The 12710-nt window shown below is 65.9% G+C and carries 13 protein-coding genes and 5 tRNA genes; 7 read left to right on the plus strand and 11 right to left on the minus strand.

Annotation, left to right across the window (positions count from 1 at the left end; all coding sequences use genetic code 11):
• The 7 genes from VF168_04735 to VF168_04765 all read right to left on the minus strand — a co-directional run bounded on the left by VF168_04735 (position 1) and on the right by VF168_04765 (position 3195).
• Entirely contained in the window at positions 1–627 is a 627-nt protein-coding gene (locus VF168_04735) for an ATP-dependent Clp protease proteolytic subunit (GenBank protein HEX7003475.1), read from the minus strand.
• 94 nt (positions 628–721) lie between these two features.
• On the minus strand, positions 722–2215 hold the full coding sequence (gene tig, locus VF168_04740) for a trigger factor (GenBank protein ID HEX7003476.1): 1494 nt from the start codon (positions 2213–2215) through the stop codon (positions 722–724).
• A gap of 92 nt (positions 2216–2307) precedes the next feature.
• Positions 2308–2391, minus strand: a tRNA-Leu gene (locus tag VF168_04745).
• A 43-nt stretch (positions 2392–2434) separates the two neighbouring features.
• Positions 2435–2511 (minus strand) — tRNA-His (locus tag VF168_04750).
• 366 nt (positions 2512–2877) lie between these two features.
• Positions 2878–2953 (minus strand) — tRNA-Arg (locus VF168_04755).
• A 43-nt stretch (positions 2954–2996) separates the two neighbouring features.
• Positions 2997–3072, minus strand: a tRNA-Gly gene (locus tag VF168_04760).
• Positions 3073–3118: 46 nt separating this feature from the next.
• Positions 3119–3195, minus strand: a tRNA-Pro gene (locus VF168_04765).
• A 289-nt stretch (positions 3196–3484) separates the two neighbouring features.
• Here VF168_04765 and VF168_04770 point away from each other — a divergent pair.
• Positions 3485–4663 (plus strand): hemolysin family protein, encoded by a 1179-nt coding sequence (locus VF168_04770; GenBank protein ID HEX7003477.1) that lies wholly within the window; start codon positions 3485–3487, stop codon positions 4661–4663.
• Positions 4664–4669: 6 nt separating this feature from the next.
• On the opposite strand, the gene VF168_04775 is transcribed toward VF168_04770, so the two are convergent.
• The 3 genes from VF168_04775 to VF168_04785 are packed head-to-tail and all read right to left on the minus strand — an operon-like array spanning position 4670 to position 7221.
• Positions 4670–5194 carry an NUDIX domain-containing protein gene (locus VF168_04775; protein HEX7003478.1) on the minus strand — a complete coding sequence of 175 codons (525 nt, stop codon included), beginning with the start codon at positions 5192–5194 and terminating at the stop codon, positions 4670–4672.
• On the minus strand, positions 5151–6497 hold the full coding sequence (miaB, locus tag VF168_04780; GenBank protein ID HEX7003479.1) for a tRNA (N6-isopentenyl adenosine(37)-C2)-methylthiotransferase MiaB: 1347 nt from the start codon (positions 6495–6497) through the stop codon (positions 5151–5153). Before miaB ends, VF168_04775 begins: the two co-directional genes overlap by 44 nt.
• 58 nt (positions 6498–6555) lie before the next feature.
• Positions 6556–7221 carry a hypothetical protein gene (locus VF168_04785; GenBank protein ID HEX7003480.1) on the minus strand — a complete coding sequence of 222 codons (666 nt, stop codon included), beginning with the start codon at positions 7219–7221 and terminating at the stop codon, positions 6556–6558.
• Between the two features lie 30 nt (positions 7222–7251).
• Here VF168_04785 and VF168_04790 point away from each other — a divergent pair, with 30 nt between their 5' ends.
• The 6 genes from VF168_04790 (at position 7252) to VF168_04815 (ending at position 11988) form a co-directional block, all read left to right on the plus strand.
• Positions 7252–8478 carry an MFS transporter gene (locus tag VF168_04790; protein HEX7003481.1) on the plus strand — a complete coding sequence of 409 codons (1227 nt, stop codon included), beginning with the start codon at positions 7252–7254 and terminating at the stop codon, positions 8476–8478.
• Positions 8479–8516: 38 nt separating this feature from the next.
• On the plus strand, positions 8517–8972 hold the full coding sequence (locus VF168_04795) for a hypothetical protein (protein HEX7003482.1): 456 nt from the start codon (positions 8517–8519) through the stop codon (positions 8970–8972).
• 106 nt (positions 8973–9078) lie between these two features.
• Complete coding sequence (locus tag VF168_04800; GenBank protein HEX7003483.1) at positions 9079–9960, plus strand: DMT family transporter; 882 nt, start codon at positions 9079–9081, stop codon at positions 9958–9960.
• Between the two features lie 105 nt (positions 9961–10065).
• Positions 10066–10398 carry an MGMT family protein gene (locus VF168_04805; protein ID HEX7003484.1) on the plus strand — a complete coding sequence of 111 codons (333 nt, stop codon included), beginning with the start codon at positions 10066–10068 and terminating at the stop codon, positions 10396–10398.
• Between the two features lie 70 nt (positions 10399–10468).
• Positions 10469–11617 carry a M20/M25/M40 family metallo-hydrolase gene (locus VF168_04810; protein ID HEX7003485.1) on the plus strand — a complete coding sequence of 383 codons (1149 nt, stop codon included), beginning with the start codon at positions 10469–10471 and terminating at the stop codon, positions 11615–11617.
• Complete coding sequence (locus VF168_04815) at positions 11614–11988, plus strand: DUF2007 domain-containing protein (protein ID HEX7003486.1); 375 nt, start codon at positions 11614–11616, stop codon at positions 11986–11988. Before VF168_04810 ends, VF168_04815 begins: the two co-directional genes overlap by 4 nt.
• A gap of 12 nt (positions 11989–12000) precedes the next feature.
• Here the strand turns inward: VF168_04815 and VF168_04820 are convergent, their stop codons facing one another.
• Positions 12001–12573: a DNA-3-methyladenine glycosylase gene (locus tag VF168_04820; protein HEX7003487.1), complete on the minus strand. Its 573-nt coding sequence runs from the start codon at positions 12571–12573 to the stop codon at positions 12001–12003.
• Positions 12574–12710 lie beyond the last annotated feature (137 nt).

The following is a 12710-nucleotide window of genomic DNA, read 5'->3' on the forward strand; positions in this document are numbered from 1 at the left end:
TCAGCGGTTCCCGTTCCCTGGCAGGTTGCGGAAGCGGGCGGCGTCCCTGGGCGAGATGGCGTCGTCGATGAGACCGTACTCCTTCGCTTCCTGGGGGTTCATGAAGTAGTCCCGCTCCAGGTCGCGACGGATCTGCTCGCGCGGTTTGCCGGTGTGACGTTCGTAGATCTGCTCCATGATGTCACGGATGTCCAGGTACTCTCTCGCCATTATCTCCAGATCGGGCAGCGAGGAGCGAGGGAAGCCGGCCGAGCCGGCGTGGATCATGATGCGGCTGTTGGGAAGCGCCACCCGGTGTCCCGGCTCGCCGGCCATCAGCATCACCGATCCCATCGACATGGCGATGCCTACGCAGTTGGTGTAGACGGGGGCCGAGATGTACTGCATCACGTCGTAGATGGCGAGGCCCGAGTAGACCTCTCCGCCGGGACAGTTGATGAACATGTTGATCGGCTGCTCGTTCGACTGTGAATCGAGCAGGAGCAGCTGAGCGACGATGACGTTGGCGACCTCGGAATCGATCGGCTGTCCGAGGAAGATGATCCGTTCCTTGAGAAGACGGCTGTAGACGTCGTAGGTCCGCTCGCCGCGGCCGGTCTGTTCGATGACGTAGGGAACGAGCGGCATGTTTACTCCTTGGAGAGAAGGCGGTGGTGTCTGGTCATCGGGTCAGTATCGGTCCTGATCGGAGCTGGTTCCGTCAGGGAGGTCACGTGCGCCGTTACCGGCGCTCCTCCGCCGGCTCGCCTGCGCCCTCCGGATCGTTCTCGCCGTCGGCTGCGGCGCCGGCAACCGGTTCCTGTCCGGCTCCCGCCTCCGTCGCCTCCTGGTCGCTGCTCACCTCGGCGGCTTCCTGTCCTGCGCTCGCCTCCGCCGGCTCCTCGCCACCGCTCACCTCGGACACGTCCTGGTCGGTCGGCTCCTCATCACGTTGAGCCGCCAGCCGCTCCTCGACCGCCTCACGAAGTGCTCGGTCGCGAGTGAGCAGGAACCGGTAGTTGCGCAGCCACTCCTCGCCACGCTCGCGGCGCAACCGCTCGACGTCCATGCCCTGCTGCAGTGCCAGCTGCCGCAACGCCGCCTCGAACTCGGCATCGCTGATGGTGGTCCCACGAACCTCGAGCAGCCGCTCGAGTACCAGGTCGCGTCTCACGCCCTTCTCGGCGGCTTCCTGCAGCTCCTTCTCGAACTGCTCCCGACCGTCGTTGGCGTCGAGCTGTTCGACGTACTTCTCGAGCGTCAGGCCACGGCGCTTCAGGTCCTCGGTCAGGTTCTCGAGCAGGTCTATGCGTCTGCGCTGCACCAGGCTGCGCGGCAGCTCGAACGTGGAAGCAGCCATCAGCTTGTCCACGAACTCGTCACGCTGCTCCTCCAGCGCTTCCTGGTCGAGTTGGGCCTGGAGGCTCTCACGGATCCGCGCTTCGGTCTCCTGCCAGTTATCGAAGCCGAGCGTCTTCGCGAACTCGTCGTCGGGCTCGGGCTTCTCCTTCTCCTTGACATCCTTGATGCGGATGTCGAGGGTCGGAGGCGGCTGGGTTTCGCCCTCCTCCGACTCGGCCGTCTCCGGCTGCGCCGCCAGTTCCAGCTTCACGACCTCGCCCGCCGACTTGCCGATCAGCTGCTCAGCGAGTTCGTCGGACACCTCCTCGAGGTCGATCGGCATCGTGGAGGCCGCTTGAGGTGCCTCCTCGCCTTCTTCCTCGCTCGAGACCGTCTCGACGAGAAGGTAGTCACCTGCCTGTACCGCCCGATCGACCGGTACCATGGTCGCGTTCTCGCTCTGGAGCCGCGCGACCGTCTGAGCCACCATCTCGTCATCGACCCGCCGCCCCTCGCTGTCGATGACGATCTCCTCGAGAGATGGGAGTTCGATCTCGGGGTAGAGGTCGACGTGCAGTTCGAAGGTGAAGTCCTCCCCCTCGTTCGGGGTCCCGCCGTGCACGTGCGCATGCACCGGGCTCAGCTCGAACTGCTTCATCGCCTGCGGGTAGCTGCTCTCGATCAGGTCCTCGCGGACCTCGCCTTCGAGTGCCTCCTTGCCGATCCGCTTCACCAGCACGCCTCGAGGAGCCTTGCCGGGCCTGAACCCTGGCACCCGCACCTGGCGCGACAGTTGCCGGAGCACGCGGTCGTAGGCCTTGTCGACGTCTGCTGCCGGTACCGTCACCTCTACGGTCGCCTCTACCGACTTTCTTTCCTTGAGCTTGGCTTCCATCGAAGACTCCTTGTCGCCGGATCCCTGGCGGGTTGCGCACTAACCATGCGCCTTCTCGGCAAAAAAAGCGGCAAGCGGGAGCTTGCCGGTGTTGGTGCGAGGAGCGGGACTTGAACCCGCACGGCCAAGCCACCAGATCCTAAATCTGGCGCGTCTACCAATTCCGCCATCCTCGCGCGCTTGTGGTGCCTCCCCGCGGGCAGGCACCACTGGGCGATATGGGGTGGATGATGGGATTCGAACCCACGACCCTCGGAACCACAATCCGATGCTCTAACCTACTGAGCTACATCCACCGCGGTCGCAAACCACACTTTACCAGACCACGGGCCTTCGGTCCTTACCCGAACTACCTGCCACGGCCGCCTGTTCGCCGGCCCTGGCCGGTGGCTCCCCGGCGCCGTGCGCCTGACCTGCCGGCCGCGCGCCTGCCGATATTAGCACCACCGGGCGTCGAGGCGCTATCCGGCGAGGGACGCCGAAGTAGTCGATCCTCTGTTCCATATAGGGCGCTCCTCCCTGAACGCAACCACCAGTCTCATAAGCTGACACCGCCGGCTCGATTACCTGGAACAACATCATTTGCTCGCTCTGTACTGCCGTTGGACTTCGGTTCGGTGGGCCATGAAACCGCACAGCGGACCGGCGTTTCCCGCTGGAAGTGGTGCACCAGGAAGGATTCGAACCCTCGACCAATCGCTTAGAAGGCGACTGCTCTATCCACTGAGCTACTGGTGCCCGCCATGTCCATAGAGTGCCGGTTGCCCGGCCGGGATGGGATTGGAGCGGGAGACGGGATTCGAACCCGCGACATACAGCTTGGAAGGCTGTCGCTCTACCAACTGAGCTACTCCCGCCCGACCTGCGGCGCTACTCGCCGACTTCCGTCCTGCCGGGCCATCGTGGTCGGGGCGGCTGGATTCGAACCAGCGGCCCCCTGCTCCCAAAGCAGGTGCGCTACCAGACTGCGCCACGCCCCGCCAGCCAACCCGTGGGCGGCATCTCGCGAAGGCCGCCGCCGTCGCTGGCAAGGCGAAACGCCTGACCGGCGACAGCGAACGAGTATATCACCGGCGATTCGGCGCCTGCAACCACGTTAGAACGCCTGTTCGGTCGACCTGAACCGCGTCCTGGACGGCATATGCCGGCCCGGTGGTAGCATCCAGACAACGTCGCCGGGAGGACACGTGCTATCCTTTCGCTGTGTCTGAACCTCCAAGTTCCATGCTGCTTCAGGCAGCCGACCTACCAGTCATAGACTTTCCCCTGTTGACAACACCGCAGTTCTTCGCAGGACTCCTCCTCCTCGTGCTCAGCGCGGCCTTCAAGGCAGCGGTTCGGGCCCTGGACAGCGACTCCTCGTCGATGGTTGCCGCCGACGTGCCACGTCTGCGCCTGGCAGCCCGGCTGGCGCAGTACCTGTCTCTCGTCGCGGGCACGGTCGTCCTCGTGACCCCGGACGGTTCGGCGGGCCGGACCGCCATCCTGCTCCTGTTCGTCTTCTTCCTCTATCTCGTGCTGCTCCTCACCGGCCGGGTCGCTGCGACCTTCGCACCGGCCGGAATGCTGCGACTGATGAACCTGCCCTTGCGGGCCTGGTCGGTGATCGCCGCGCCGCTCGTGGGGATCAGTTATCGCGCGGACTCGTGGGTGCAACGTCGACGCAGGGGGGAACAGCGTGACGAGGACGAGAGGCTCCAGGAGTGGCTCGAGTCGAGCGGCCTCAGCGGTGACGATCTCGCGCTGCTGCGCAACGCCGTCCGATTCCGGGAACGGACGGTCGGCGAGGTGATGGTGCCCAGGCCCGACGTGATCTGGCTGTCGCTGGACGACGATCCCCAAAGGGTGATGGAGCGCGTGCGCGAGAGCGGTCACAGTCGTTTCCCGCTCTGCGACGAGTCACCCGACAAGCCTTTGGGCTACGTCCATGTACGCGACATGGGCCTTCTCGCCAGGGCTCCCTCCGGCAGGGAGTTGCGTCGGGTGGCGCGCCCCGTGAGCTTCGTGCCCGAAACGGCAGACGCCACCTCGTTGCTGCGCCGGTTCCAGCGTGAGCAGGGCCACATGGCGGTGGTCGTTGACGAGTTCGGCGGGACGGCCGGCATCGTCACGCTCGAGGACCTGCTCGAGGAACTCGTCGGCGAGATCCGGGACGAGTTCGATGACGAGGAGGAGGTCGAGGTCACCAGACTCCAGAGCGGGGAGGTCCTCGTCGACGGCGGAGTCAGGCTCGACGATCTAGAACGGGACTTCGGCGTCAGCTTCGGCGACGTGGATGAGGAGACGGTCGGCGGCTTCGTCTTCGGCCGGCTCGCTCGCGAGGTCAGTGCCGGTGACGAGGTGGGCGTCGAGGGAGCGATACTTCGCGTCGAAGGGGTCGAGGGGCTGCGCGTGACGAGGGTCCGTGTGATCCCGGCCACTCCGGCAGAGGCACCAGAACCGGCCTGATCTCGATCAGTCGCCGACCCGCTCCACCACGATCCCACACAGCTCCTCCAGCGCGATGCCGGTCCACTCGCGTAGTTCTTCGGTGAGAGGCAGGCGAGCGATCCGGTCCGGTTCGTACCAGTCGAGTTCGGGCACCGAGGGACGTAGCCGGCCGTCGTACGGCTCGATAGGGCGGGCGAAGTAGATGAGGTCGATATGCTCGTGCCCCGGTTCGATCAGCTCGAGCTGAACCCCACGGGGACGCACCAACTGTCGCGGCTCGCTCACCCGGAGAGCGCGCTCCCCGACCAGTTCCACGCGCACGCCCGACTCTTCCGAAACTTCGCGGACGGCCGCCTCGTCGGGTGTCTCGCCCGGCTCGAGGTGGCCGCCGCAGGGGAGCCAGATACCGAGTTTTGCGTGACGATGGAGGAGGAGACGCCCCTGCCACGCCACGAAGGCGGTGGCCGTGAAGTGCCTCTCGAGCGCGCCGGTCACCTGCTCCCGCTCAGGAGGCCATGACCAGCGGTATGGGCAGTGACCGGCCGGCATCGGGTGCCTCCTGCACGCTCCCGTACAGGGTGTGCGGTGTCGCCTGGTCGATCCGCACCCGGTGGAGCCCCATCCTCTTCACCTGGCCCTGGGGGACCAGAACCGTATGGTTCTGGTCGCTGTGTCCCATCACCAGGTCGCCCTCGCGGGCCGGCTCCTTGATGAGCACCCGTAGCTCCCGCCCAACGAAGCGGTTGTTCGACTCGAACGCGAGCCTCTTCTGCAGGTCGATGAGGCGCTGGAGCCGCTCGGTCTTGACCTCCCGGGGCATATCCTCGAAATGCTTGTGAGAGGGAGTGCCGGGACGAGCCGAGTAGATGAACATGTAAGCCTGATCGAACGCCGCCTCCTCGAAGAGCGAAAGAGTCAGCCGGAAGTCCTCCTCGGTTTCCCCCGGGAAGCCCACTATGACGTCGGTCGAGATGACGACATCGTCCACCTTGGCCCGGATCTCGCGGATTATCTCGAGGTAACGATCGCGTCGGTACTCCCGCGCCATCCGTCTGAGGATCCGGTCGGAACCGGACTGGAAGGGCAGGTGGATGTAGTTGCAGATGTTCGGTTCCTCTGCGATCGCATCGATGATGTCCGAGGTGAAGTTCATCGGATGCGAGGTGGTGAACTTGACGCGGGGTATGCCGATCCGCGCAACCTGCCGGAGCAGTTCGGCGAACGAGGGGAGTTCGGGGTCGTCCAGCCCGTAGCTGTTGACGTTCTGGCCCAGGAGGTAGAGCTCCTGCACCCCTGCCGCTACCATCGTCCGTGCCTCATCGAGGATGGTTGCGGCCGGCCGTGAGACCTCGGGTCCGCGGGTGGTGGGCACGATGCAGTAGGTGCAGTGGTGGTTGCAGCCGCGCATTATGGTCAGGAAGCCGGTGAGTGTGTCCGGGGCGGGCGGCTGGTAGGTCTGCAGGTCGTCCTTGAACGCCAGGCTCTCGAACCGCTCCCTGCCCGCCTCGATCTCTTCGACGGCGGGGACGATGTCGGTGATCGCGCCCGGGCCGATGAGGATGTCGACCTCGAACTTGCGGGCGATCTCCTTGCCCTCGTCGAGCTGCGCCAGGCAGCCCATCAGCGCTACCGTCAGGTCGCGCCCGGCCTGCTTCTCCTTGCGGAGCTCACCCAGCAGCGAGACGACCTTCTCTACCGGTTTTCCCCGCACCGCGCAGGTGTTGAGCACTATCAGTTGGGCGTCCTTCGCGTGATTCACGAGCTGATGCCCCGCCGCCACCAGTTCCGACTGGATGGTGTGCGTGTCGTACTCGTTCATCTGGCAGCCGTAGGTGAGGACGTGGGTCAGCACATCGGAAACTCTACCAACTGGCGCCCTGGGGCGGGGGAGAGCGGTTGACGGCGGCGCTCTACTCGGCCACCTTCGGTATCAGGGTGACCTGCCACAGGTATTCCCGGCCCAGCTCGTCCGCAACGGCCGCATAGCGTTCGAACAGGGAGTGCAGCTCCAGCTGCAACCTGCGGGCGTCCTCCTCCTGTAGGCGGATCACCTGGCTGAAGTCGTAGGCCGCTGGCACTCCCGGGTCGCCGATGATGAACGGTGTGTGGGGATCGGCGGCCGAATCGTTCCACACCCGGCCCTCGCGGGTGCGGTAGATTCGCTGCCCCCGCCGGCCGGTCTGTCGCAGCAGTGCCGCCGAACTGTGGACCACTTCGCGGCTGAACTCCTCCATCTGCTCGGCCAGACGCTCTTCGAGGGTTGCGAACGGCGTCACGTCGAACGGAACGAAGTAGGCGTCGCCGCTCGAACGGTAGATCTTGATCGGCCGGCCGGCGCGCGGCTCGACGCGGACTATCCTCAGCAACCCGGCAGCCAGGAAGCTCCGAACCCGGTAGAGCATCGTGTCGGTCGAGCAGCCCAACTCCCGGGCAGCCTCGCTGACACTCTTCTCGCGAGCCATGAACGGTTCGAAATACCTGAACGCCTCGCGGTCGCTCAGCAGTTGGGCTTGCCGAGGGTCCTGCACGGTCGTCCATGTCTCGACCGCGGAGCTACCGTAATCAGCCTCTCGCATTTCAAGTAGAACCCTATCAGACTTACTCCCATGACCGAGTCCCTCCCCGGACGACTATGGAATCGCGACTACCTCGCCTACCTTCTCGGCATCGCCTTGACCGCCCTCGGCGATGCGTTCGTGCTCGTCGCTCTACCGTTCCTGGTGCTGGAGCTCACCGACTCGCCTGAGGCCCTTGCCACCGCGGTGCTCCTGGGCACCCTTCCGCGCTTCCTGGGTCCCATCACCGGGGCGCTCGCTGATCGCCTTCACCTCCGCATCCCTCTGATGACCAGCAGCCTGCTCCGGGCCACCCTCTTCGCCGGAATGGCGCTCCTCTACATGGACGGGTCGTTACCCCTCTGGGTCGTCTACGGCGGGGCGTTCCTCAACGGTCTGCTGACCAGTTTCATCTTCGCCGCAGGGATGGTGCTGGTGCCCAACCTGGTTCCACGTTCGGAACTCGCCCGCGCCAACAGTTTCATGCAGGCGGCGTTGATGGGGCTGCCTCTCGTCGGACTCGGTGCGGCCGGCGCGCTCGTCGGAGTACTCGGAGTGGGAGGCACGATCCTGGTCGCTTCGCCCTGCCTCCTGGCCCTCTTCGGGTCCGCTGCGCTCATCCGCTTCCCGCCCAGACCGCGTCAGTCCGAAGGTCTCGACTTCCTCGGTGACATGGCGGCAGCCGGTCGCTACCTGCTGGCCAGCGCTCCCTTGGCCTTCCTGCTGCTCATGAGCCTGGTGTTGAACGCCTGCCTCAACATGCTCAACGTAACGATGCCGGTGGTGATGGAGGAGACAGGCCGAGGCGCCCAAGGCTTCGGACTCTTCGAGTCTTCGTTCTCGGCCGGGATGCTGCTAGGGATCGCGGCCGTGAGCGTGGTAGCCAGGTCGCTCCCCGCTCGCTTCCAGATAAGCGTCTCCCAGGTCTTCATGGCCCTGGGCCTGGCGATCCTGTCGCTGGGCGGGTTCACCAACTATCTGGGAGGTGGCTTCGTGCTCGGGCTCGGTCTCGGCTTCTCCGAGGTGGCGGCCGTGACCCTGCTCCAACTGGCCGTGCCCGACGGCATGCGGGGCAAGGTGCTCGGCATCGTCTTCACGGCCAATGCGCTCGGGCTCGCCATCGGTGCCTGGCTCGCCGGAGTCCTCGTGGGGGTAGTGCCGATGTCGGCCATCTACCTCGTTGGCGCGGGCACGGTCGCCGTTATCGCGGTCGCCTGGACGCTGCTCCACATCCAGCAGCGGGAGCAGCTCGAACGCCTCATGGAAGCGGCTGCCTGAGTAAGGACTCCGTAAGAGGTAGCGGTTAAGATCGCGCCATGATGCGTCACCTCCTCATCGTCCTCGTCGTGTCGCTCGGCCTGGCTGCCTGCGCCCCTGCCACCGTCGAGGTCGCCCCCGAAAACGGCGCCTCCAACGAATTCGCCGACGGCCGCCTCTCTCCCGGCGACAGCCAGCTCGACTCGGGCGAGTACTTCGAGGCGCTCTCGTACGCTGGCCAGGCCGGCCAGTTCGTGACCATCTCGCTTCACTCCGACGAGTTCGATCCCTACCTGATCGTGCTCGACCCGAACGGCGCGAAGGTCGCCGAGATCGACGACAGCGCCGGCTACGGCCTCGACATAGTCCTCTCGTTGAACCTGATGACCAGCGGGGCCTACACCCTGGTCGTGACCTCGTACGAGCCCGGGGAGACGGGCACCTTCACCCTGAGCGTGGAAACCGGACCGGAGGATGGCGCAGCTCCCGTCTGGCAACCGGGCGGCCGAACCTGAGCGAGCCCGCCTGACGGATACTCGAACGAGATAGGCTGTCACGAGCGCGATCGAACCGCGCGACGGGAGGTGCTTCTCGCTGGCCGCTTCAAGAAGGAACGCGATACTGCAGGCGCTCCTCGTCACCTTCCTCTGGTCCACGTCGTGGGTGCTCATCAAGATCGGCCTTGCCGATATCCCGCCCCTGACCTTCGCCGGACTCCGCTACTTCCTGGCGTTCCTGGTGCTGCTCCCCTTCGCTGTAGCTCGCCGCAGCTTCCGCGGTCTGACACGTGGCGACTGGTTCTCGCTGGCGCTGTTGGGCGTGGTGATGTACGCCCTGACCCAGGGCAGCCAGTTCTTCGCTCTCGACTATCTGCCGGCCCAGACCACGAGCCTACTGCTCTCGTTCAGCCCCGCGCTGGTTGCCCTGCTGGGCACCTGGCTTCTCGCTGAACCGCTCGATCCGAAGCAGTGGGGAGGCGTGCTCCTCTACCTTCTGGGCGCCCTGCTCTACTTCTACCCCGCCGAACTCCCGGCGGGGCAGGTCATCGGCCTGGCCATCGCCATCTTCGGCTTGATCGCGAACGCGCTTGCAGGCATCGTCGGCAGGTCGGTGAACCGCGGAGGCGGCCTGAACCCGCTCTCCGTAACGGTCGTGAGCATGGGCTTCGGTTCGATACTGCTGCTCGGCTCCGGCTTCACGCTCGGCGGGCTGCCGGAACTCGATCCGGGCAGTTGGGCGATAGTCGCCTGGCTGGCGGTCGTGAACACGGCGTTCGCGTTCACGCTCTGGAACCATACCCTGAGGACCCTCACGGCCATGGAGTCGAGCATCGTCAACAACACCATGCTCATACAGATCGCCGTGCTCGCCTGGGTTTTCCTGGGTGAAAGCCTGATGGTGAAGGAGTTCCTGGGCCTGACCATGGCGGCAGCCGGCATACTCACGGTGCAGATCCTGGGCGGTCGTGCCAGGCGCGCGGCGCAGAGAGCGGCGGCCGACTGACGGACGTGAGGGGAGTGAAGCTGGCTTCCTGGTGAACCGCCTACTCCCAGGCGATCGAGGCCGAGTGGCATGACCGCCGTCAACGAGCTACCGGTAGACTCTGGCATGGACGGTTTCCGCGATCGAGTGCTCGCCGTAGTGGAGGCGGTTCCGAGCGGCAAAGTGGTCACCTATGGCCAGGTCGCGCTGCTGGCCGGCGCGCCGCGTGCCGCCAGGCAGGTAGGGATGGTGCTCCACGGACTGCGCGAGCCGCACCGGATCCCTTGGCAGCGAGTGATCAACGCCCAGGGGAAGATATCGACCTACCGGATCGGCAGCGGTGAGTTGCAGCGAGCTCTGCTGGAAGCGGAAGGTGTCGAGTTCGATGGCGAGGGGAGGGTGGACCTGGACCGCTTCCGCTGGGATCCCGATCCGCGGGCCGAACCGGTCGGCCAGTAGGTCGTACTTCCGTCGAGCGTCCTTCGGGCGACGGGCAGAGGAGCCTGCTCCGTCACGTATGATGCGGTGCATGGAGCGGATGCCCGAGGAAGTAGCGCTGGCACAGCGCCTCATACGCGCCGAGAGCCCGTCCGGGCATGAGAGTCCCGCTACCACTGAACTGGTCGCGGCGTTCGCCGAGTTGGGGTACGACGAGGCGTACCTCGACGACGCCGGGAACGCGATCGGGATCCTCCGTCGGGGCGAAGGTCCCACCGTCATGTTCAACGGCCACCTCGACGTGGTCCCTGCCGGGGACCCTGGCGAGTGGGCGTACCCCGCCTTCTCCGGGGCGCTCGCCGACGGACAGCTCTGGGGCAGAGGGAGTTGCGACATGAAGGCGGCCGTCGCCTGCATGGCGGTGGCGGCGCGGGACGCGGGGGATGCCGGCTTCAGCGGCACGCTCATCGTGAGCGGAGTAGTGCAGGAGGAGGTCGGCGGGCTCGGTGCGAGGTTCCTGACCGAGCACCTCCATTCGGACGTCATCGTGCTCGGCGAGCCCAGCAACCTCGAATTCAAGCTGGGACACCGCGGTCGCGTCGAGATGTTGGTCGAGTTGCCCGGTCGGATCGCCCACGCTGCCAAGGCCTCGTTGGGTGAGAACGCCCTCTACAACGCGGCTCGCTTCCTCGCCGCACTCGAGCGCTGCGAGTTGCCCTCGGGCGGGCCGTTGGGAGCGTCCACCGCCACGCCTACCGACCTCACCACCTCTCCCGGTGGCGCCAACGTCGTGCCGGGCAAGGCGTCTATCACCGTGGACTACCGCAACATCGTCGAAGACGAGCCGCAGATGGCCCTCGCCCGCCTCGAATCTCTAGACTCACGGGCTCGCATCGTGATCGGAGAGGAGGATGCGGTGAGTGAGGACGGCAAGGTCCGCTACCGCTTCCCACGGGTCAACCAGGCCTACCTGGCCCCCACGGAAGCTCCGGCCGTGACAGTTGCCCGCGAGGCGATAAAGGAGACGCTCGGCCGCTGCGGCCGGCCGTTCAACGAAGGTGTCTGGTGGTTCGCCACCGACGCGCCCTACCTGGCTGCTCGCGGCACACCCGTAGTGGGCTTCGGCCCGGGCGAGCCGGAGCGGGCCCACACCACTCGCGAGTGCGTGCCGGTCGATCACCTGTCTGTCGCCCGGATCGTTTACCGGCAACTCGCACTGGCCTACGGGGCAGCAGCATGAAGGGGGAGACCCGCCTGATCAATGGCGACCGCTGGACGATCGTCGACGTCGCCCCCGCGGCGCCTCTGGCCGAGATGGTGGCGGCCATCCTCGAGGAGGAGGGCTTCGTCGTCATGACCCGAGGGGTCGACCGGGTGGATGACGCTTTCTCCCACCTGGGAGCCGTAAGTGCCGGCACTACTGTCGTGCTGGTGCCCGAAACCGACTCGGAGCGGGCCCTCGCACTCATCGCCGAAACCGTCACCGATTACGAGGGCGATGACCTGGACGAGATCCTGGCCGAGATGGGGAACGGCGCCAGCGCAGAAGACCTGGAGGCGCTGGGGATCGACCTCGAAACGATCGAAGAGGACGAAGACGACGAGCCCTAGGTCGCCAGAGCGTCAGGAAGCCAGGAAACGCAAGGGGGCGTCCCGCCACTCGCCCGCGTAGTCGATGCCGATCCGGGGCGTGACTACCGGTTCGCGCACCTGCTCGCCGGAATGGATCGACAGCGGGGCCGCCGAGAGGGGAAGGCCGTTGAACGACATGTCGATCCCCAAGGCTCTCGTGAGCTTCCCCGGTCCGTCGACTTTGCCGTCGACTCCTCCCAACGGCTCGATCGCTCTGATCAGCACGGCCTGGGGCACACCGACCGGCGCGGCGACGACGTTGAGCATGTGGTACATCCCGTAGATCAGATAGACGTAGCTTCGACCCGGTTGCCCGTACATGACCTCGGTCCGCTTGGTTCGGCCGAAGCGAGCGTGGCTCGCCATGTCGTGCTCCCCCAGGTAGGCTTCGGTCTCGGTGACCCGGCCCCAGCGGAAGCCGCCGTCATCGTCGTGACGCAGCAGGACCGCCCCCAGCAGGCCCATGGCGACCTCGCGGGCGTCTTGCTCGAAGAACGACAGCGGCAGCGGCTCACCCCATCGCTCGCGGTAACTCGGTTGCACGTCGGACCCGAACTCTTGCACCAGTGAACGCTACCATCAGGCTGGTACCGAGCAGGTTGCCGCGATCGACCCGTTCGCCCGGCTCTTCGGTTTCGCCAGGACGATCCTCGCGCGGCTGCAGCTGCGGTCGTGGTCGCCGCGAAGATGGAAATCGGACT

Source organism: Trueperaceae bacterium (assembly GCA_036381595.1).
Lineage (GTDB): Bacteria > Deinococcota > Deinococci > Deinococcales > Trueperaceae > DASVCN01.

Bases quoted from the DNA above. Each gene is read 5' to 3' on its own strand.
- VF168_04785 (HEX7003480.1), bottom strand. From the start codon at position 7,221: ATGCGAGAGGCTGATTACGGTAGCTCCGCGGTCGAGACATGGACGACC.
- VF168_04775 (HEX7003478.1), bottom strand. From the start codon at position 5,194: ATGCCGGCCGGTCACTGCCCATACCGCTGGTCATGGCCTCCTGAGCGG.
- VF168_04810 (HEX7003485.1), top strand. From the start codon at position 10,469: ATGGAGCGGATGCCCGAGGAAGTAGCGCTGGCACAGCGCCTCATACGC.
- VF168_04795 (HEX7003482.1), top strand. From the start codon at position 8,517: ATGATGCGTCACCTCCTCATCGTCCTCGTCGTGTCGCTCGGCCTGGCT.
- VF168_04805 (HEX7003484.1), top strand. From the start codon at position 10,066: ATGGACGGTTTCCGCGATCGAGTGCTCGCCGTAGTGGAGGCGGTTCCG.
- VF168_04735 (HEX7003475.1), bottom strand. From the start codon at position 627: ATGCCGCTCGTTCCCTACGTCATCGAACAGACCGGCCGCGGCGAGCGG.
- tig (HEX7003476.1), bottom strand. From the start codon at position 2,215: ATGGAAGCCAAGCTCAAGGAAAGAAAGTCGGTAGAGGCGACCGTAGAG.
- VF168_04815 (HEX7003486.1), top strand. From the start codon at position 11,614: ATGAAGGGGGAGACCCGCCTGATCAATGGCGACCGCTGGACGATCGTC.
- VF168_04790 (HEX7003481.1), top strand. From the start codon at position 7,252: ATGACCGAGTCCCTCCCCGGACGACTATGGAATCGCGACTACCTCGCC.